This window comes from Blautia stercoris (assembly GCF_054657695.1).
Genome location: NZ_BAAHYF010000002.1, coordinates 533875 through 553828 on the forward strand (window position 1 = coordinate 533875; position 19954 = coordinate 553828).

16 protein-coding genes and 4 pseudogenes are annotated in these 19954 nt (G+C 46.9%); 4 read left to right on the forward strand and 16 right to left on the reverse strand.

Translation table 11 applies throughout. The features are described 5' to 3' along the window. Positions 1 to 139 precede the first annotated feature (139 nt). The 5 genes from ACYQ2D_RS12270 to ACYQ2D_RS12290 all read right to left on the reverse strand — a co-directional run bounded on the left by ACYQ2D_RS12270 (position 140) and on the right by ACYQ2D_RS12290 (position 3710). Positions 140 to 1054 carry a sensor histidine kinase gene (locus ACYQ2D_RS12270; RefSeq protein ID WP_014081148.1) on the reverse strand — a complete coding sequence of 305 codons (915 nt, stop codon included), beginning with the start codon at positions 1052 to 1054 and terminating at the stop codon, positions 140 to 142. A 14-nt stretch (positions 1055 to 1068) separates the two neighbouring features. Continuing rightward, positions 1069 to 1875, reverse strand: a complete 807-nt coding sequence (locus tag ACYQ2D_RS12275; RefSeq protein ID WP_055057437.1) for an ABC transporter permease — start codon at positions 1873 to 1875, stop codon at positions 1069 to 1071. After that, positions 1868 to 2788: an ATP-binding cassette domain-containing protein gene (locus ACYQ2D_RS12280; protein ID WP_015533989.1), complete on the reverse strand. Its 921-nt coding sequence runs from the start codon at positions 2786 to 2788 to the stop codon at positions 1868 to 1870. Before ACYQ2D_RS12280 ends, ACYQ2D_RS12275 begins: the two co-directional genes overlap by 8 nt. Before the next feature lie 84 nt (positions 2789 to 2872). Then, positions 2873 to 3538, reverse strand: coding sequence for a response regulator transcription factor (locus tag ACYQ2D_RS12285; RefSeq protein WP_117524133.1), 666 nt, complete (start codon positions 3536 to 3538; stop codon positions 2873 to 2875). After that, on the reverse strand, positions 3531 to 3710 hold the full coding sequence (locus ACYQ2D_RS12290) for a MerR family transcriptional regulator (RefSeq protein WP_015533991.1): 180 nt from the start codon (positions 3708 to 3710) through the stop codon (positions 3531 to 3533). The genes ACYQ2D_RS12285 and ACYQ2D_RS12290 overlap by 8 nt, the downstream gene beginning before the upstream one ends. Before the next feature lie 160 nt (positions 3711 to 3870). On the opposite strand from ACYQ2D_RS12290, the gene ACYQ2D_RS12295 reads away from it, so the two are divergent. The 3 genes from ACYQ2D_RS12295 to ACYQ2D_RS12305 all read left to right on the forward strand — a co-directional run bounded on the left by ACYQ2D_RS12295 (position 3871) and on the right by ACYQ2D_RS12305 (position 6092). Next, a complete protein-coding gene (locus ACYQ2D_RS12295) occupies positions 3871 to 4221 on the forward strand; it encodes a helix-turn-helix transcriptional regulator (RefSeq protein WP_117524190.1) in 351 nt (116 codons plus the stop codon). A 231-nt stretch (positions 4222 to 4452) separates the two neighbouring features. Next, the gene (locus ACYQ2D_RS12300) at positions 4453 to 4782 is read left to right on the forward strand and encodes a plasmid mobilization protein (protein WP_117524135.1); all 330 of its coding nucleotides are present in this window, start codon (positions 4453 to 4455) and stop codon (positions 4780 to 4782) included. Further along, positions 4743 to 6092, forward strand: coding sequence for a relaxase/mobilization nuclease domain-containing protein (locus ACYQ2D_RS12305; protein WP_117524137.1), 1350 nt, complete (start codon positions 4743 to 4745; stop codon positions 6090 to 6092). Before ACYQ2D_RS12300 ends, ACYQ2D_RS12305 begins: the two co-directional genes overlap by 40 nt. 182 nt (positions 6093 to 6274) lie before the next feature. Here the strand turns inward: ACYQ2D_RS12305 and ACYQ2D_RS12310 are convergent, their stop codons facing one another. From ACYQ2D_RS12310 to ACYQ2D_RS12345, 8 genes and pseudogenes are all read right to left on the reverse strand, one after another. Continuing rightward, complete coding sequence (locus tag ACYQ2D_RS12310; RefSeq protein ID WP_117524139.1) at positions 6275 to 6640, reverse strand: cysteine-rich VLP domain-containing protein; 366 nt, start codon at positions 6638 to 6640, stop codon at positions 6275 to 6277. After that, positions 6637 to 6849 (reverse strand): transposon-transfer assisting family protein, encoded by a 213-nt coding sequence (locus ACYQ2D_RS12315; protein ID WP_442857729.1) that lies wholly within the window; start codon positions 6847 to 6849, stop codon positions 6637 to 6639. Before ACYQ2D_RS12315 ends, ACYQ2D_RS12310 begins: the two co-directional genes overlap by 4 nt. Further along, a pseudogene (locus ACYQ2D_RS12320) lies at positions 6846 to 9641 on the reverse strand (YodL domain-containing protein); the annotation flags it as partial. The gene ACYQ2D_RS12315 and the pseudogene ACYQ2D_RS12320, both read right to left, overlap by 4 nt. Before the next feature lie 196 nt (positions 9642 to 9837). Continuing rightward, a complete protein-coding gene (locus tag ACYQ2D_RS12325; RefSeq protein ID WP_117524143.1) occupies positions 9838 to 11934 on the reverse strand; it encodes a DNA topoisomerase 3 in 2097 nt (698 codons plus the stop codon). Continuing rightward, positions 11931 to 12635, reverse strand: a complete 705-nt coding sequence (locus tag ACYQ2D_RS12330; protein ID WP_117524145.1) for a DUF4366 domain-containing protein — start codon at positions 12633 to 12635, stop codon at positions 11931 to 11933. The genes ACYQ2D_RS12325 and ACYQ2D_RS12330 overlap by 4 nt, the downstream gene beginning before the upstream one ends. After that, positions 12625 to 12882 (reverse strand): DUF4315 family protein, encoded by a 258-nt coding sequence (locus tag ACYQ2D_RS12335; RefSeq protein WP_005928569.1) that lies wholly within the window; start codon positions 12880 to 12882, stop codon positions 12625 to 12627. The genes ACYQ2D_RS12330 and ACYQ2D_RS12335 overlap by 11 nt, the downstream gene beginning before the upstream one ends. Positions 12883 to 12916: 34 nt before the next feature. Beyond that, on the reverse strand, positions 12917 to 14980 hold the full coding sequence (locus tag ACYQ2D_RS12340; RefSeq protein WP_118601758.1) for a C40 family peptidase: 2064 nt from the start codon (positions 14978 to 14980) through the stop codon (positions 12917 to 12919). A gap of 38 nt (positions 14981 to 15018) precedes the next feature. Next, a pseudogene (locus ACYQ2D_RS12345) lies at positions 15019 to 15564 on the reverse strand (DNA-methyltransferase); the annotation flags it as partial. 114 nt (positions 15565 to 15678) lie between these two features. Here ACYQ2D_RS12345 and ACYQ2D_RS12350 point away from each other — a divergent pair. Then, entirely contained in the window at positions 15679 to 16902 is a 1224-nt protein-coding gene (locus ACYQ2D_RS12350; protein ID WP_459785290.1) for an IS256 family transposase, read from the forward strand. Between the two features lie 198 nt (positions 16903 to 17100). On the opposite strand, the pseudogene ACYQ2D_RS12355 reads toward ACYQ2D_RS12350, so the two are convergent. The 3 genes and pseudogenes from ACYQ2D_RS12355 to ACYQ2D_RS12365 all read right to left on the reverse strand — a co-directional run. Then, positions 17101 to 17448 (reverse strand): annotated as a pseudogene (locus tag ACYQ2D_RS12355) (DNA methyltransferase); the annotation flags it as partial. Further along, a pseudogene (locus ACYQ2D_RS12360) lies at positions 17445 to 17711 on the reverse strand (VirB4-like conjugal transfer ATPase, CD1110 family); the annotation flags it as partial. The pseudogenes ACYQ2D_RS12360 and ACYQ2D_RS12355, both read right to left, overlap by 4 nt. A 117-nt stretch (positions 17712 to 17828) precedes the next feature. Next, the gene (locus ACYQ2D_RS12365) at positions 17829 to 19619 is read right to left on the reverse strand and encodes a reverse transcriptase domain-containing protein (RefSeq protein WP_009296951.1); all 1791 of its coding nucleotides are present in this window, start codon (positions 19617 to 19619) and stop codon (positions 17829 to 17831) included. Positions 19620 to 19954: the final 335 nt, after the last annotated feature.

The following is a 19954-nucleotide window of genomic DNA, read 5'->3' on the forward strand; positions in this document are numbered from 1 at the left end:
CGCCGTTTTATATGGCTATGGGTCGTCGCGCAAAAAGAAACGGCGGCTCTGAAAATCAAAGCCGCCGTAATTTAGAAATGGCGCGTGAAAATACCTCTGCTTTGCGACGGCTTTTTTTCTTTTGCCGTCGTCCGGCAGATTATTTCTTTATGAGTAAGGGCGAAAAATCAATCGTAATCATAAAATTATGGTCATGTATTTCAATTATTGGATTTGTACAATTCATCATAAGTAATAGCTTTTTCACAATGTAAAGTCCTTGTCCAGACGTACCATTACTTCTTGAAACATCTGCTACATAAAAGCGTTCCAACAGTTTTGAATATTCTTCTGTAGGAATAGATGCAACAGGATTTTTAATACAGAGTTGTACAGAATCTGCGATATTAATTAGTTGAATTACAACATTATTTGTAGTGGATGTTACCGCATTGAATATAAGATTTTGTATAATGCGAATACACGCCTTTCTGTCAGCATTAAGATAGATGTCCATATTAGGTATTTCTATTTGGGGTTCAATTCCATTAACGCTGAAAATCGAATAATTGTCTAGCAGGATTTCAGTAAGCAATGAGCATAGCTCAACCTTTTCATAGTAAAATGGATATTGTCCTGCTTCTAAAAGAGAGATTTGATAAAAGTCATCTATGAGACGTTCTAATCTCAATGCTTTTCCGGATAATGCTGAAATATATTCCGCTCTTTTTTCATCAGGCGCACTTGATAGAAGTTGCAAATATCCGCGAATGGAAGTTAGTGGTGTCCGTAAATCATGAGAAAGGCAAGAAATATTCTCTTTTAATTCATTCTCCTTTTTTTGAATTTCGCCCAGATAAATATTATCTTTTGATACAATCTGATTTATGATTTCAACCAAATGCTCTAACCGCCTATCAGATAAAGACACTGTAACTAACTTTTTCGTTTTTCTATTCAGAATAGCATTTAGTTGGACGATTACTTTATATATCTGTATTTTCCAGTTAATTAAAGAAATTGAAAGGATAATGACCAATGCTATCAGAACAAGAAACATAATCGCCCAACCCATATTCTACCTCCCTTTTACTTGATTTCTTTTCTAATCATAATAAGACCGCCAACAATCAAAAGAGAAATGCACCCTATGAAATAGAATGGTAAATGCTCAATAATACCCATTGTGCGACAAGAGCTGAAATTCATCCAATAGTACATAGGATTTCCATATACAAAAAATTTTAAGGGTATTGAAACCGTCTCCATATCACTCCATAGCATTAAGTAAACAGACGCTCCACTGAATACATATAAGCAGCAAATCCCTGTTACAATCCCTGTATTTTGAATAACGACACATAAAAAAATAGAAATGCTTTCTAATGCTAATAAAACCGTTCCGCAAGCAAGAGCCCATCCCAAAAGGTTTATTACTTCACTCGCAGTTGGAATGTAACCGGATTGTATGATTTCAATAACGAAAAATGTAGCTACAAAAATCAGATACGTTATCAGAGACACCACCAATATTGTAATCGCTTTGGTGTAGTAGAGAATAGTTCGTTTAGTGCCGTATGCAACAGATAATTTGATTGTACCCGTATTATATTCTTTTGTAAAAAATATGGTTGCAAATAAAATGCCAATAATCCAGAAAAAGGCTGTATATGCAAGAGATGAGCGGGCAACAGTTTGAAACGTTGGTATTTCACTAGATAGATAACACTTAGCTTGAAATCCGATTACACTTTCTGTTCCATCTCCGGCTCCAAAAAAAGTCATGTCACCAAGTGCAAAAGAGACCATTATAACCGCCGCACATACGCCTAATATAGTTATCAATATCTTTGAGTGACGCAATTTATAAAATTCAGCTTTAAAATGGTTAATCATTTTGGCACCCTCCTATCAAATTAGTGTAATAAGTTTCAAGACTATCTCCAGATTGTGCTAACTGATAAATCGTAATGTTATTTGCACTTAGCAACGCTGATACTTTTCCGGCATTTTCAACATAATCATATAGATGAATACTTTTGTCTGGCATAACAGAAAAATTTGAAGTATTCAGTTTGCTTTCCAATAAAACACTAGCAGCAGCTACATCATTCACTTGCAACAACAAATGCTTTTTGCAGCGTTTGTCTAACTCTGTAGCGGTAATTTCCTGTAAAAGTTTCCCCTCATGTAAGATACCATATCTATTTGCTAATTGATGAAGTTCCGTGAGAATGTGACTTGAAATCAAAATAGTGATTCCACGTTCTTTATTTAGTCTTTTGAGTAAGTTTCTTAATTCGATAATTCCAGTAGGGTCTAGTCCGTTAATTGGTTCATCTAGTACGAGAAATTCAGGATTCCCAAGCAAAGCGATTGCGAGAGCTAGTCTCTGCCGCATACCCAAAGAGAAATCTTTTGCTTTTTTCTTTCCGGTATCTTTCAAACCAACTAATGCTAAAGCATTATCAATGCAACCTTTTCCTGGAATACCGCGTTGCAAACGTTGTACCTCCAAATTTTCATAGGCTGTCATATCAAGATAAAGAGAAGGGCTCTCAATAATACAGCCAATGCGCTCACGCTGCTTTGCAAGTTTCTTATTGCTTTCACCGAATAAAGCAATTTTGCCAGTAGTAGGTTCTGCCAGTCCGGTTAGTAAACGAATCATTGTTGTTTTACCGGCACCGTTTTCTCCGATAAACCCATAAATATCTCCTTGCATTACAGACATAGATACTTGATTTAGGGCTAGTGTATTGCGATACTTTTTTGTGATGTTGATAGCTTCAAAAACTGTTACGTTCATTTTTTCACAGCTCCTTTCTTGTTATTTAGTATCGCAGACAATTCCTTGAATAATCTAAAGGTAAAGCTAAAGATTATCTAAAGCTCACTTTGCAAATCGGTAACCCAAGCCCCATATGGTCTTAATTCGGCAGCCTTCGCCCTTTAATTTTTTTCGTAAGTTACTTATATGTGTGTTAATGACATCATTATCCCTTGCAAATGGTTCTTGCCAAATACTTTCATAAAGATTTTGCTTAGAAAAAACTTTATCAGGATATTTCGCCAGTAGTTCTACAAGTTGATACTCTTTTGCTGTAAGCACAATAATTTCGTCTGCAACAGTAACTATTTTTGAAGATGTATTAATGGAAAGTTCTCCAAAGGTCAAACAAAGATGGGGAGTATCTTTTTGACTTCTTAGCAAATTGCGTTCAATTCGCGCTAGTAATTCGTCCAAATCAAACGGCTTTGTTAAATAGTCATCAGCACCCAAGCGTAGCAGTTCGACTTTGTTGAATGTTAAACTTTTTGCAGAAACAACAATTACAGGTACATCTGAAAATTTTCTGATATTTCTAATTAATTCATCTCCACTGATAAAAGGAAGCATTAAATCTAAAATAATTAAATCTGGGGATAATTCTTTTATGCGTTCAATCGCATTTGCACCAGTAAGTGTGAAGAAGACTTGATAATTGTACTTTTCCAGATGGTCTTTTATCATAACGCAAATTTCTTTATCATCTTCGATAATTAAAACATTATTCATGTTGAAACTCCTTTCTGCGTCTATCAGTTGGCTTTTCCACGTCTTTTGGTATCAGCCACATACTACCAAATTTTGAAACGCCCGGTATGCGCTCCCCCTCACAAAGTTTCTGCACCCGTCTTTCTGAAATGCCCCATTTGCCCGCTGCTTCTGCACAAGACATATATTCCATAAGCCACCCGTCCTTTCTTCAAAGTTTATCAGTATAATTATATACGGTATGGCGAATAATAGCAAGTGCGGAAATAGGCATTATTTAGGTTCGTTATAGGAAGTATATAGACATATCCAAGAAGAAAGGGGAACAGTAAAATGTAACTGGGTGAATGAATATGGCAAAAAGACCAGTAGAAAAGTACGACTTCAAGGCTTTTGGGCAAGCAATAAAGAACGCGCGGAAAGAGCGCAAAGAGAGCCGCAAGAAAGTAAGCGACGAAATGTATATTTCCCCGCGTTACCTTGCAAACATTGAGAACAACGGGCAGCACCCAAGTTTACAGATTTTCTTTGAGCTTATGCTGCGCTATCATATATCCGTAGACCAGTTTCTTTTAGATACGCAGCCGGAGAAAGACACAAAGCGGCGGCAGCTTGACGCGCTTCTTGATGATATGAGCGATACAGGAATACGGATTGTTACCGCGACGGCGAAAGAAATTGCAGAAGTCGAAAACGAAAACTAAATAGGCTTTAGGAAGCGTTGTAATCTTTTTGAGATTGCAGCGTTTTTCTTTTGTGTAAGTTTGGCAAAACGGGGCTTTCCGTTGTAGTAAGGATTAAGAAAAAACTTTCGTAGCAAGCATAGGAAGCGGGTACCCACTTCCGTATTTTCGCCCTCCTGCGCTGCGGCACGTCGGTTGAAAATGGCTTGTTGGGAAGTGTCCCAAACCCTCGGAATGGAAAGGAGCGAAAGCATGGACGGACGCAAAAGAACGGTACAAATCAAATTCAGAGTAACAGAAGCAGAACGGGATTTAATTCTTGAAAAAATGAAGCTCGTCCCCACCCGGAACATGGCGGCATATCTTAGGAAGATTGCCATTGACGGATACATTATCCAAGTAGACCACACCGACATAAAAGCCATGACAGCGGAGATACAGAAAATCGGTGTCAACGTCAACCAGATTGCAAAGCGCGTAAACAGTACGGGCAGCGTCTACCAAGAGGACATAGAGGAAATAAAGGGGGTGCTTGCGGAGATATGGCGGTTACAAAGATTAAGCCTATTAAAAGCACGTTGAGCAAAGCCCTTGACTATATCCAAAATCCCGATAAGACGGACGGGAAAATGCTTGTGTCCTCTTTTGGCTGCTCCTATGAAACGGCAGACATTGAATTTGAATATACCTTGTCGCAAGCTCTCCAAAAGGGCAACAATTTAGCCTTTCATCTGATACAGTCCTTTGAGCCGGGGGAAGTGGATTATGAAACCGCCCACAAAATCGGAAAGCAGCTTGCCGACGCGGTAACAAAAGGGCAGCATGAGTATGTATTGACGACGCACATTGACAAAGGACACGTCCATAATCACATTATTTTCTGCGCGGTCAATTTTGTAGACCACCACAAGTATAATTCCAATAAGCGTAGTTATTACGGCATACGGAACATGAGCGACAGGCTGTGCCGGGAAAACGGCTTATCCGTCATTGTCCCGAAAAAGGGAAACAAGGGAAAGAGCTATGCAGAGTATCAAGAGGAAAAAACGGGAACCAGTCGGAAAGGCAAGCTGAAAATCGCCGTTGACGCACTCATTCCCCAAGTGTCCAGTTTTGAGGAATTGTTACAACGGCTGCAAGCTGCGGGCTATGAGATAAAGCCGGGAAAATATGTGTCCTGCCGCGCTCCCGGACAGGAACGCTTTACCCGTCTTAAAACCCTCGGCGCAGACTATACAGAGGAAGCCATAAGGGAACGCATAGAGGGCAAACGCGCCCGCGCTGCGAAAGCTCCCCGCGCAGATCGCGGCGGCGTTAGCCTGCTGATTGACATTGAAAACAGTATCAAGGCGGCGCAGAGCAAAGGCTATGAACACTGGGCGAAAATCCACAATCTGAAACAGGCAGCTAAGACCATGAATTTCTTGACGGAGAATAAGATTGAACAGTACGCGGATTTAGTCAGCCGGATTGAGGAAGTGGCGGCAGAAAGCGAACAGGCGGCAGACGTATTAAAGGGCGTTGAAAAGCGGCTTGCAGATATGGCGGTGCTGATGAAGCACGTCGCCACTTATCAAAAGACAAAGCCTGTCTATGACGCATACCGCAAGGCAAAGAACAAAGAGCGATACCGCGCCGGACATGAGCGCGATATTATCCTCCATGAAGCTGCGGCAAAGGCACTCAAAACGGCGGGCATTACAAAGCTCCCCAATCCCGCCACGCTGCAAAAGGAATATGAAGCACTCCAAGCGCAGAAAGAAGCCCTTTACGCCGATTATGGCAAGCTGAAAAAGAAAGTCCGGGAATATGACGTTATCAAGCAGAACATAGACAGCATTTTGCAGACAGGAAAGCAGCCGGAACGGGGCAAGGAAACAGAGCGCGGATAAACAGGCGCAAAAAAAGACAGGACGCGGAAAGCCAGTAATGACCTCCCGCGCCCTGTCTTTTTGTGGGTGCTGATTTTGGTATGTTACGCAGTAGAAAGCTGTTTTTAAGGGAAAAGGTATTCTGTATCGCCTAAGTGATTTTCACGCGCTGCAAGCCCTGTAAATCAAGGCTATTTTCGCCCTTATCGCGTAACAAGGGCGCGTCGTTTTCTCATGCGCTCCGCTGCCTGTCTGTTCGTGATACGCTTGCGGCAGTCCGGGCAGTATTTGACGCTGTTTGACTTTGATACAAAGAACGTGCCGCATACAGTACAACGCTTTTTATCCTCGGTCTTAAAAAGCTCGGCATACAGGAGCTTATCAAGGGGAAGTACGGCAATCCGAAACCATTTGCAAAGCAGCGAATAAGAGATAAGCTGCGGGCATACGCACTCGTCCCCGTCGTCAAGCAAAATACAGTGTCCGTTATCGCAGTTGCAGCACTCCCGGCGCACAAGGGAATTGACTTTCCGGCTCTGGGGCGGCGAAAGCCGCTTAATGCTGCTCATACTTCCTCTGCGGCGTAAATGGTAAGCTCCGCAAATTCTTCCTCGGTCAGCGCGTCCACTTTGGAAAGGGCGCGCTTCGCCAGTTCCCGCATATCCGCGTCCATGTAAGGCAGCGCGGCGTTGATGTTCTCCGTAAGCTGCGCCTTGCTTCCCTCATGGTAAATGCTCAAAAGGTTTGTTTCCTCAACGGTAAATCTGTTCATGCTCATACCTCCAAATCGTGATTTTTTGTTTTCGCTGCGGCTTTCTTCTGTGCCTTTTCCTTATCCGCTTTAAGCTGCGCCCGGATAGAGGGCTTCTTTTCCGGCTTGCCCTTGCCGCGCTCCTTATCGGCTTTGACCGCGTTAGCCAGGTCAACAAGGGAAATCGTTTCTCCCGCCTTAACCTTTGCTTCCAGTTCGTCAACGGTCGGCGTATTGTTGATAATCCCGTCAATCATGTTTTCGTTTTGCTCGGTGGTCTGCTCGGCAGCTTTCAAGGGATTTTCCCGCTGCTCGGCTGCTATGGCAAACGCCCGCGTACCATTTCCCATGACTAAATATTTTCCGTCGTCGGATTGATGGTGAAAGCCATATCCGGCGGCTTCCATTTGTTCGCGGCTCATATCGGTTACATAGAAAGTACCGCGCGGCGTTTTGATTGTTTCGCCTGTTTCCAACTCGTCGGGCGTAAGCTGCTTCTGCTCCTGTAAAAACTCCGGCACATTCTTATAGCCGAAGCTGTCTACATAGTGGGCGGCGTCCTGCCCGTTCTGATGAAGCACCACCACGTCGGAAACGGAAAGGCTGTGTCCCTTAAAGTCTTTGGGGTGGTCGATATTGAAACGGGTATAAATATCTTCAAGGGAAGTCCCCGGCGTAAGCTCTGCGGAATAGACAAGCTCATAGTTCGCCTTATCAACCACATTTCCCGTCGCCTGCAGGCGGTCGTATGGCTCAAAGCGCAAGTCCCGCGTTTCGTCGCCATGCTTTAGCTGATAAATGGAAAAGGTGCCTTTGTCCTGTTCGGCGGTCTTAGCGGTTTCCTGTGCCTTTGCGTAAAGCTCCTTGACCTGTCCCTCGGTCAGTTCGCCGCTTTTGAGTTGCCCCATAAGCTCGCGGCATTTCTGGGGCGTTCCTGTGAAAAGTACCGCGCCCATTTTTGCCCGCCCGTTTTCCTGCGTTACATAGGCTTGCAGCAGATAGGCGTTCTCTTTCCTGTCGCTGTAAGGATTGCGGCGCACCCGGTAAACTGTTTCCGGGATAAAGGCTGCTTTTTCCTGTGCGGAGGCTTCCTGTTTCGGCTGCTCCGGCGCGGCGTTTTCCTCTTTGTCCGGCTGCTCCTGTCCGGCAGTCTGCTCCTTATCCTGCGCCTTTGAAAGCTCCGCTAATGTTTCGTCAATGGAATTGATAATCTCGGCGGCTGCGCTGCGGATTGTTTCAAGGGAGCTTTTCAGTTCGGAAAGCTCGCGGCCGCTGCTCCACCCGGCGACGTACCCAAAGGAATAGTCTGACGTATCAAGCCCGTAGTGTTGGCAGACGGTATAAGCGACGCTTTCCGCTTCGACTTCGCGGGTACGCCTGTCAATATGGGGCTGCTGTTCGTTCTCCGGCGCGTTCAAATCTATATCGTGCAGCTTTGCGTGTGCGATTTCATGTATCGCCGTTTTCAAGGTTTGAATCTCGCTCATGCCCTCGTCAATGGCAATGCGCTTGTCCTCCAAATGGTAGTAACCATGAGAGCTACCCGGTATCTGCTCAAAGCCAATAGGAACGGGGGAAGTCTTTTCAAGGGCAGCGAAAAAATCCCTGTAACGCTCCACGTCGCCCGTCAGTTCATTTACGGCAATGTCGGGAAGCTCGCGCCCCTCGGTCTGCGACACGTCAAAGACAGACACTACCTTATAAGCGGGTATCGTGATTTCCTTTTCCTCCGTAACCGGCTTCCCGTCTTTCCCAATGATAGGCTGCTGCGTGTGGGGGTCGATTTTCTTCATTTCCTGTTTGACTTTGTAAGGCGACGGGGCAATGATTTTAATTCCTTTTTGCCCTTTTATCACGTTTCGCCCAAAATTATTTTTCCATGCGGAAAAGCCCGCAACAAGGGAAGCGTCCGGCTTCTGCATGGCGATAAGCAGCGTATTGTTAAAGCTGTAATTATGAAATTTTGACATGACGCGCAGATATTCCCGGTAACGCTCGCTGTCAAAGAGTTCCGTTATTCCCTGTTCCAGACGGTCGGTAATCTCTTTCAATTTCTCTGCGGGTTTTTCGCTCGTCAGCACAATAGGGATAACCGGGCGCGGCTCCTGCGGCTGCTCTATGGTCTGCACTGTTTTCTGTCCCGGTGCGGCTGCGTCCATTTCTACCTTTGACGGGTCGGGGCGGTGCGGCTGCGGGAAGCTCATAACGCGGTATTCCCTCGGTATGTCGCTTTCTCTGCCGTTGTACCACTCCGTAAAGGTGTTCTTGTTGTTGTAGATATAGCCCTGTTCGGTAAAGCGTCCTCCGTCATTGATAGCAGCGTCCCGCCCGTAATCCTCATACATGAAATACTTTTTTGCTTCTTCGGGCAGTTCTAATTCGTCCAGTTCGTCGATAAGGTAATAGCCGTAATCTTCTTCGTTCTGTACGGTGGGATAAAGCCAGTAGCAGTCAAGATTTTGTGCAAGGTTGATAAGGTCTTTGACACTTCCGGCACGTTCCCCAAGAGCTACCGCCGCCGTAAACTTGTCCCTGTCCTCGTCGCGCTGCATGGCAAGCAGATTGCCTAAGTAGTTCAGTTCGTCAAGCCCTGCGCTCTGGATAACGGGAAGCGGCACGTCAAAGGGCTGCTGCTCGGTGTTTGCAAAGCCGTTGATAAAGAAGTCCTGCGGGTTATCCGCAGTAATGCCGACGCGCTGCATAGCTTCGTGAAGCTGCTCCTTTGTGGTCGGCATGGAAAGCCACACGCCGCCCGGTTCGCTTGTTTCAAAGCGGGTGCGGCTGTCGATAAGAATGGAAAATTGTTCGCTCATGTATTCGCTCCTTTCTGAAATGGCAGCGTAGACGCTGCGCGTTGGTGGTTACGCTCCTAAATACAACGCGCCGCCTGTTCTGCCAAAGATTTTGAAAAATTGCAGAGGGTTTGGGAAACTTCCCAACAAGAAAAATCCCCCGCAATCGTCGGCAGACGAAAACGGGGGATTTACGGAAGTGGGTACCCGCTTCCTATGCTTGCTATTCAAGTTCTTTGTTCTTTGAAATGGTTACTTTGTAATTCACATATTTACCGCCCGTGTCGGCTAAAAGTACCGTTCCGTCGTAGGTTTTGCCCGTTTTCGGAGAGTACAGTTTTTTAACTGTTGCCTTGCCGGATTTAAGAAGTGCTGCGGCAATCTTCGGGGTAAAGGCGGTTTTTCGTTCCTCAAAGAAGCGGTCATTTTTCCACATGGTAAAGCCGCACTCTTTGTTGGAACAGTAGTAGTTTTTCTTTCCCTCATAGACCAGGGACTTGCAGCGGGGACACTTCCCAAGCTCTGTTTTTTCTGTCTTGAAAAGCTCTTGTTTCTCACCCAACACGGAAGCATAGGTTTTTACAAGCTCCTGCGTCATTGCTTCGATACCCTGCATGAAAGCGGCAGGGTCAGCGTTACCCTTTGCAATCTGCGTCAGATTGTTTTCCCATGCAGCCGTAAGCTGCGGAGAAGTTAAGCTGTCCGGCAGGACGCACACAAGGTTTGTGCCGTCTTTGGTAGGAAGTAGCTGCTTGCCCTTGCGCTCGATAAAGCCGCCTTTTACTAACTTTTCAATGACAGCGGCGCGGGTAGCGGGCGTCCCAAGCCCCCGGCGTTCTGCGTCCGGGTCGGTGTCCTCATTCCCAGCGCGTTCCATAGCAGAAAGTAAGGACGCTTCATTGTGGGGCTTCGGCGGCGTCGTTTCATGCTCCGTAACCTTTGCAGCAGGGTTTTCAAAGGTCTGTCCCTCGGTAAAGTCCGGCACATCTAAAACAAGTTCGTTTTCGTCGTCGCTGTCCGGCTTCTTTTTGAGGGTCACCCGGTAAAGCCGTTCCATGTCTTTCCACCCGGCAGCGATTACCGCCTTTCCCTTTGCCGTAAATTCATGGTCGGCGCAGGAGAAAACCGCCGTTACCGCTTCAAAACTGTACGGCTCGGCGGTCGCCATAAGCAGACGCGCCCCGGCAAGGGTAAGGATATTGCGCTCGCTTTCCGGCAGCGCGGTAAGGTCAGCCTTTGCAAGCTCCATAGTGGGAATGATTGCGTGGTGGTCTGATACCTTTTTGCTGTTCAGAACGCGGGAAACTTCCGGCGTAAAGGAAATGCCCGCCATAAAGGGCAGCTTCCCGCATAGCAGCGCGATAATGCCCGTCGCTGTTTCTCCCATGTCATCGGTCAGAAATGCGCTGTCCGTTCTCGGATAGGTCAAGAGCTTCTTTTCATAGAGGGTCTGTGCAAGGTCAAGGGTCTGCTTTGCCGTGTACCCGTAAATACGGTTTGTTTCCCGCTGTAAACTGGTAAGGTCAAAGAGCTTCGGCGGGGCAATGGTTTTCTTTTCTTTCACAAGGGAAGTACAGACAGCCGCCGACGCTTCGCAGGCTGCTTTCAGTTTGCCCGCTTCATCAGCGGCGCAGATCTTCGCGCTTGCCGCTTCTGCGCCGGGGAGCATAAGGCGCACATGATAGTAGGTTTCTTTCTTGAAGTTTGTAATGGCAGCGTCCCGGTCTACAAGCATTTTTAAGGTCGGGGTCTGCACACGTCCCACGTTCAAGGTCTTTCCATACAGGCAGGAGAAAAGGCGGGTCGCATTGATACCGATAAGCCAGTCAGCCTTTGCCCTGCATAGTGCGGAATGATAGAGGGTGTCATACCCGCGCCCGTCCTTCAGATGTTCAAAGCCGCTTCGAATTGCGTCCGTTTCCATAGAGGAAATCCAAAGACGGGTAAAGGGTTTCTTGCAGCCCGCCATTTCATAGACAAATCGGAAAATCAATTCTCCCTCGCGCCCCGCGTCGCAGGCGTTCACGACTTCCGAAACGTCGGCGCGGTGCATGAGGTCTTTCAAGATTTTGAATTGTTTTCCCTTGTCGGCGGCTACGGTGTACTGCCATTCCTGCGGCAGAATGGGTAAGCTGTCATAGCTCCATTTTCTGTACTGCTCCCCATAGGCGGCAGCTTCGGAAAGCTGTACCAAATGCCCGATACACCAAGAAATGATGTACTTGTCATTTTCGATATATCCGTCTTTCTTACCCGTAACGCCAAGGGCGGCGGCAACCGCCGCCCCGACGCTGGGTTTCTCACAAATCACAAGTTTCATTCTTCCTCGTCCTCCTGTTCGGTGTCTGCGATGTCAGTTTCTTCCTCCGGCTCGTCCTCGTCGTATTCGTCAAAATCGAACTCGTCAAGGTCGGTGCTGCCTTTTACGTTCTGCTTCGGTTTCATAAACTTAACGTAGTAGAGGGCTGCGCCGCCGCCAAGAAGTCCCACAACAAGGAAGATGAGAAGCCCGCCCATGCTGTTTTTGGGTTTCTCCGGCTCTGCGGGAGCTTCCGGCTCGGTGTCCTTGCCTGTGCAGTTATTGATAGTTACAGAGCAGACAGGACAGGCGGTGTTGACTTCGCCCGCCTTGCATTTCTCGGTACAGTTGCAGACAGCCGGGGGCTGTTCGGTCTGTTCCTCCCCGATAATCGCCATAAGGTCGCTTTCGTCTACTTGATTTAGGAAGTGGACGGAATTTTCCCCCTCGGCTGCCCGGTCAACGATAATGTAAAAATAGTTGCCGCCTTTGCTTTTCACGACGATAAACTGTTTATCCTCGGCAGCGTCCCCGTCGATGTCGTCCACAAGGGTCATGTTGCCCTCCGGGGTAAGGGGCTGCGGTTCGGTTTCCACGATCACGCCGCTGTCGTCGGTTTCTTCCGTCGTAGGTGTCTGTGCAAAGGCGGTAACAGAAAAGCCGCCCATGAGCATAAGGGCGGCGCAAAGTGCGGTAAGGCTTCTAAGAATTTTATTCTTCATCTGCATTGTCCTCCTGTTCCTCATAGTCTGCGGGCATAGGGGCAATGCCCGGAATACCTCCGCCCGCAAGCATAGCGGTAAGCTCCTGCGGGGTAAGGCGCATAGAGCGCACAAGCTGAACGATTTGCAGATTTTCCGCTTCGGTTTTCTGTGCTTCCAGTCCGCGCAGCCTGTTCTGATACTCCGTGATTTTCTCACGGGTCTTTTGGATTTCCTTGTCAATTCTTTCGATTTTACTCATTGCCATAAAATTTTTCTCCTTTCGATTTTCAAAAAATGTGTCAGTTCCAGTTCATCAGCCCGTACCCTTTGATACAGGCATAGTCAAGGGGATAGCTCTTAATCTTGCAGGCGTCGCCGGAATTGCCCTCCACGGTATAGACGCGGCTTTCGTCCCTGCCGATAACAAGTCCTACATGGTCTGCGCTGCCGTCTAAATCCCAGTCAAAAAAGATAGCGTCGCCGGGGGCAATGTTTTCATAGCCCCGCGCTCCCCATTGTCCGTGAGAAGTAAACCACGGAATACCCTGCGACTGGCAGGCGGCAAAGCGCGGCTCGGAAAGTCCCATTTGCCCGTAGCACCAGGACACGAAACAGGCGCACCATTCCACGCGGGAATTAAAGCCGTACCAGCTCCAATACGGATAGCCGCCCACATTTCCGACTTGCCGTTTTGCAAGGTCAACGATAGCGGTATTGCCGGGGCGCGTTCCGTTTACAAAGTCCACGCCGCTTAAATCTTCCGACGCGGAAGTGTCGGGAGAGCCGCCGCCAAAGATAAGGGGCTTGTTCCCGCTTGTCTGTAAGTACACCCGGTACATTTCCAGTTGTTCCGGGGTCAGATTGTTTTCCGCAATGGTGGATAGTGGGGTATTCGTCAGCTTGACGTTCAAGATGTAATACTCATAAGGCACTTGTACCGTGTAGGTGTCCGTATGCTCGTTGCCGTCCTCATCTGTCCATGTGTCGGTGCGTTCTTCCTCCCGGTAGCGTATTTCCACTTCCTCGGTCAGCGTCAGCTTGTATTGTTGATTGAAAATCCGCTGTAATTCGCTCTGTACCTCGGCGCAGGTGTAGCTTTGGTATTTTGCGGTCAGATAAGACGCTAATTCATGGGGATTGTGTCCGATATTTGCAAGGTCATAGCGGTACTCGTCATAGCCCGGATTGTCGCGCTCGATATTGTCAATCCTGCTTTGCAGCTCGTTTTCCAATCCTGCGTAGCTGTTTTCCACTTCCACAAGGTCGCTGTCCTCGGACGTATAGGACGTTCCAAGCACGCCGTTTAACGTGCCGGAAAACATTGCCCCACAAGAGGACAGCCCGGACATAACCATGATAAAGAGCAGTAGCACCCCGACAGCGATTGCCACACCCGCCGGGTGCCTTGCCACAAATGCTGCGGTCTGCTTCGTTTTCTCGGCGGCTTTGGCTGCCGCCTTGCGGGTGCGTTCTGCCGCGCCCTTGATACCCTTTGCGGTATTGCGGGCTTCCTTTGCATACTGCCGCTTGATTTTCTGCTTCTGCCAAAACCGGGAAATGGGGTTACTGGTTAGCTGCGGGTTCTCATGCAGGGTCTTGTGATACTGAAAGTCCATATTTGCCCGAAAAGCCGCTTTTTCTGCCTTTGCCGCTTCCCGGTAGGGTTTCAGCTTATGGTTGCGGTAGCCCTGCTTGATTTTCCGCGCCCCGTACTTCAATCCCCGTTCTGCGGCTTCCTCGCTCTTGTGTGCGCCCTCCACGCCGGAATTATCCTTTTCGACAGAATGGATTTTGTTATGTACCAAAATCCCGGCTTCCTGTGTGGGGCGGGATAGCGGGTTGTGCTTCTCCTTAAATCCGGGCGGCTTGTCCTTTTCCTCAAAGTGCAGGCGGGTCTTGCCTTTCCCGGTGGTTTCGTCAAAGGTGCGCTCTTTTACCAGTTTCTTTTCTTTGGGGATAGCTGCCTTTGCCTTATCCAAGCGGTCGGCGGCTTTATCGGATTTCTTGATATACTTTTCAAGCTCCGGGGCAGCGCGTTCCTCGTCGGTAAATTGCAGCCGGGAAGATTTCGTCCCGGCGGTAGCTTCTGCCTGTGCTTTTCGTACTGCCTTTTTACTGGCTTTTCGTGTATGGGCGTCGTCGATATGCTTCATGACGCGCTCCGTTTTGCCTGTGTCCGCTTTGGGGGCAGCTCCCGGCACATGGGGAAGCGGGCTTGTATCAGATACCGGGGGAAGCTGCATAGCGTCCTGTGCCGCCTGTTGTTCCGGGGTCTTTTGTAAATCCGCGTCCCGTATGCGGTTGCTGATACGTTCCGTGTCTCCCGTGGTCTGATTTTCTGCGATAGCCCCGTCGCGGGTCATTTTCTGCGTGATTTTATCGCGGGGCTTTAATGGGTCTTTCAAGTGTTACCACCTCCAATCCGCGCCCCTGCAAGGGCGCAATACTCGGCGTTCAGTTCAATGCCGATATAGCGGCGGTCAAGGCTTTGCGCTGCAAGCCCGGTGGTGCCGCTTCCAAAGAACGGGTCTATCACAACGCCGCCTTTCGGACAGCCCGCAAGTATGCACGTTTCCGCGAGCTTCGGGGGATAGGCGGCAAAATGCCCGCCCTTGTACGGTACGGTATTGATAAGCCAAACGTCCCGCTTGTTTCTTGTGGTCGGCATAAGGGCGTCGTCATAATAGCTGCCGCTGCGGGGCTGATTGATACCCTGTACCTTGCCCTGTCCTGGTACTTCCTCGGCGTATTTGTGTCCTGCGCTGCGCCCTTGCCTGTAGCGCGCAGCCGTTCCCGGCGCGATCGGCTCTGCAATGGCGGCAGCGTCATAGTAATATTTCTTTGATTTCGTCAGTAAAAAGATATGCTCATAGCAGCGGCTCGGTCGGTCGCGGCAGCTTTCCGGCATAGGGTTTTCTTTCAGCCAGATAATATCGCTGCGTAAATACCGAGACTGTAAATAATTCTGTGTAAACTCCAAAAAAGAGTTCTATATCCTCTTGGATTGATGTTAAAATAAATATCAATTCAGGAGGATTTTTTTATGGCACGAAGAAGAAAAATGGACCCAGAACGTAAAGCATTTATCAGTAGTTTATTGGAGCACTATCAGCCGAAAGATGCTCAAGATATTCAGGAAATGTTGAAAGATTTATTGGGAGACACTTTACAAAGTATGTTGGAAGCGGAAATGGATGAGCATCTTGGTTACTCTAAGTATGACTACCAAAACAAAGAAACAGATGACAGCAGAAATGGATATAGTCCCAAAACAGTAACATCAACTATGGGAACAATAAATTTAGAGATTCCCAGAGATCGTCAAAGTACGTTTCAGCCAGAGATTGTAAAAAAGAACCAGACCGATATCTCAAATATCGAAGACCAAGTTTTGTCTATGTATGCAAAAGGAATGACAACGAGGGATATTTCTTCCCATTTGAGAGATGTTTACGGTGTAGAAGCATCCGCAGAAATGATTTCACACATGACAGACAGAATTCTGCCGATTGCAAAAGAATGGCAAAACCGTCCATTAGAACGGAAGTATGCGATTGTATTTATGGATGCCGTTCATTTTCATGTTCGAGAAGACAATCGTACGGTAAAAAAAGCCGTATATGTTGCGATTGGTGTAAAATTAAACGGAAAACGAGAAGTTCTTGGTATGTGGATTGGTGGAAATGAAAGTGCAAAGTACTGGCTTTCTGTACTTAACGAGATTAAGAATAGAGGAGTAGAAGACATTATGATTGTATCGGTTGATGGTTTGACCGGTTTTGGAGATGCAATTCAAGCTGTTTTTCCGCAGGCAGAAATTCAAAGATGCATAGTCCATCAAATCCGATACTCTACAAAATTTATCTCTTATAAAGATGTAAGACCTTTTATGACCGACTTAAAACTGGTGTATAAAGCAGATACGGAAGATTTAGCGCTTGTAGCACTAGACGATTTAGAAGAAAAATGGGGAAAGAAATATCCGGCATCCATAGCATCCTGGAGAAATAACTGGCCTCAGTTGTCAACCTATTTCAAATATCCTTGTGAAATCAGAAAGTTGATTTATACTACAAATTCGATTGAAAATTTCAATCGACAGTTACGAAAGGTGACAAAATCAAAAACCATTTTTCCGACAGATGATGCACTGTTTAAGATGCTGTATCTTGCTATGACAGATGCGACTAAAAAATGGACTGGAAAATCATGCGATTGGGGCCTTACCCTTGATCAGTTATGTATCTATTTTGGAGATAGAATCCAGCCGATAGACATTGAATAAGCACAAATACAGAAACCTGTAAAGGGAAAAATACACCCAATTTTATTGGGTGCCCTTGACATGTCTCTGTATTCATGCTAATAAATAGACAAGAGCTGAATAGCAAATGCTGCCATTCAGCCCAGTCACATAATAAATTTAATATCTTAAATCAATGATTTTTTCATCAATTCAAGAGGTTTACACAAAATAATTTACACTACCTAAATACCACCCGTCAGAGCGCAGGGCAAAGGCAAGAAGCCACGGAATACCGATTAAATCCTTTTGCTTGCAGCCCGCTTTCATGCCGCTGCCGCAGTATGTGTCTGCGATATTCAGCCAAAATGTCCCGTCGTCTTTGAGTACCCGGCGCAGCTCCCGGAACACTTCCACAAGCCGCCCGATATACTGCTCCGGCGTGTCCTCACGTCCAATCTGCGCGTCAAGCCCGTAGTCCCTTAGTCCATAGTAAGGCGGGCTTGTGACGCAGCAGTTCACGCTTTCGCTCGGAAGCTCCCGCAGGGCATAGAGGGCGTCGCGGTTGATGATTACGTCTGTTTTCATGGCTTGCTCACTTCCTCCGGCTTTGTCGTAAGCAGACAGTAAAGCTCGGTGTCCGTCGGGAAGCGGTCAATGAACGGCAGCACCACATTCCCGTAAAAGATAAGCCCCTCGCCCGCTTCGGTGTGGGTTACATACTTCATCTGCTGCGGGGAGATGTTAAGCTGCTTTGCAAGGATAGCCCGGTCGCCCTGTGCCTGATTGAGCATGAGGACAAAATCGGAGTTTTCAAAGATATTCTCGACTTCGCGGCTGCTTAAAAGGTCGTAGGGTAGGGTAAAGGCGCCTTGCCGCCGCTGGCGGCAGGTTTCCTACACCCTCCCTCGGAACCGGACTTACTCCTCTCGAAGTATCCGGCTCCCCATTAGTAATTGACGTATTGATTAGTGTCTGTGTATTCTTTCATGGCACTTGCTGCAAACAACAAGCGTTTTTCTCCGCTTCTTTTTCATCACGGTTTCCCAATCAGAATTACCCAACTCGTTTAAGTTCCGTATGACGTGAACTTCATACAAATCGGCTTCTTTACACCCACATAATTCACAAACTCTGGCATTGAGCCGTTGTCTGATAGTGGTTTTCCAGCTAAATTTCTTTCTCTGATAAATAATGTCACTCGCTTCGCCACGCTTGCAGTCTGCGATTTTAACAGGGCGAACACGTTTAGTCCCTGCTTTAGTTTCATAAGGGACAGACCATGTTTTCCCGTCTTTATACTGGCGAATGATTTTGCGGATACTGGTTTTATGCTTATTGGCAATCGTCTTTAAGCAACTGTACTCCATGAGATAGCAGAAGTAGTCCAGCGTGTGATAATCACAAGCCAGATTGTAATAGTTGCATAATCCTTTTGCTTCGGCATTGTACTGTTCCACAATCTCGTAATCCGCAAGGTTGAGAAGTCCGGCTCTGTGTATCGGCTGAAACTCCCCGTTTTCCTGCTGGCGAATGACTTTCTTTGCAAACATGAATTTTTCAATCTTTTCCGTATGGGGAATAGACAAGGCGACTTTCATGTGCAGGGTACGGGATTTTCTCCACGTTCCGTTTTTCATTCTGTGACCTTTGACTTCCTGATTTCTGCGGACACAAATATCATAGCCAATGAAGCGGACTTTTTCGGAGCTGTGCGTTATCAGCGTCTTTTCCTCGCTTAGAGTTAATTTCAGCTCTGTGCTTAGAAATTCAGCGATTTCGGCTTTCAATTCCTCACATTCCGTTTTTGTGCCGCACACGCCTGCCAGCCAATCGTCCGCATAACGGACAAAAGTAAACTTCTTGTTGTCGGCAGGTTTGCAGGGCAGATTTCTCATAGCTTTCTTCTGCGCCCTATGTTGGTCAATCAGTTCTTGTCTTGCCGCTTCATCAGCGGTATGGTCAATCCAATAGGACAGTCTTTTTAATTCTTTGCTTGCCGCATGATATTCCGGTGTCTGATATGCAGACCTCGGTTTATCAAAGCGTTCTGCGATTTCCCGAAACTTCTTGTCCAGCTCATTCAGATAGATATTTGCAAGTATTGGAGAGCAGATACCACCCTGCGGAGAACCGCTGTAAGTGGCGTTGTACTTCCAATTCTCGATATACCCAGCTTTCAAAAACTGGCGAATGATGTTCAGAAAACGACTGTCTTTGATTTTCCTGCTCAAAATTTCAATCAGTTTTTCGTGATTGATGTTATCAAAACAACCTTGAATATCGCCCTCGATAAACCAAACCACGCCCGTGAAGTCAGAAGAAATCTGACGGAGTGCGGTATGACAGCTTTTGCCCGGTCTGAAACCGTGGGAATGACTGTCAAAGACAGGTTCATAGATAGCTTCCAAAATCATTCTGACAACTTCTTGCAGGAGTTTGTCACGGAAAGACGGGATACCCAGAGGGCGGAGTTTTCCATTTTTCTTTGGAATATACTCACGCCTTACAGGATTAGCCTTGTAGGTTCCATCCTTTAATGACTGGATTAACTCTTTTACATAGAAGTCACTGAAACCGTCTGCGGTATCGTCGTCGATACCCTGTGTTGTTGCGCCTTTGTTTGCATAAAGTTTCTGGTAGGCGGCGTAGTAAATATCTTCACGAAGCAAATATCTGTAAAGCCTTGTGAACACGCCGTCTTTGTGTTCGCTGGAACACTTTTCAATACGCTCTAAAATTTCAGATGTTGGTTTCATTGAGGTTTCTCCTCCCTTTCATTCCTACATTTTAGATGTTACTAACTGGCTCCCTTCGCCATGTAAGCGGCTTTCCCGCATCCGAATTTACGGCATTCCCTGTCAATTCAGGGTTCTCAAACTACTATGGAGCCTCCGTTACCATATCCGGCAAATGAGCCGAACTTAGGCAATCCCCAGTTAGCACTGTGCATAGGTTAATGAAGATTGTCGGATATGCTTTCGGTTCTTTGTGACGTGTTCTCACGCCTGTTTCATAACGTGTTGGCAGTTGTCCCGCCGTGAAAGATGACGTGACAGCGTTATGACATGGGTTTCAGGACTTTTCCCACACC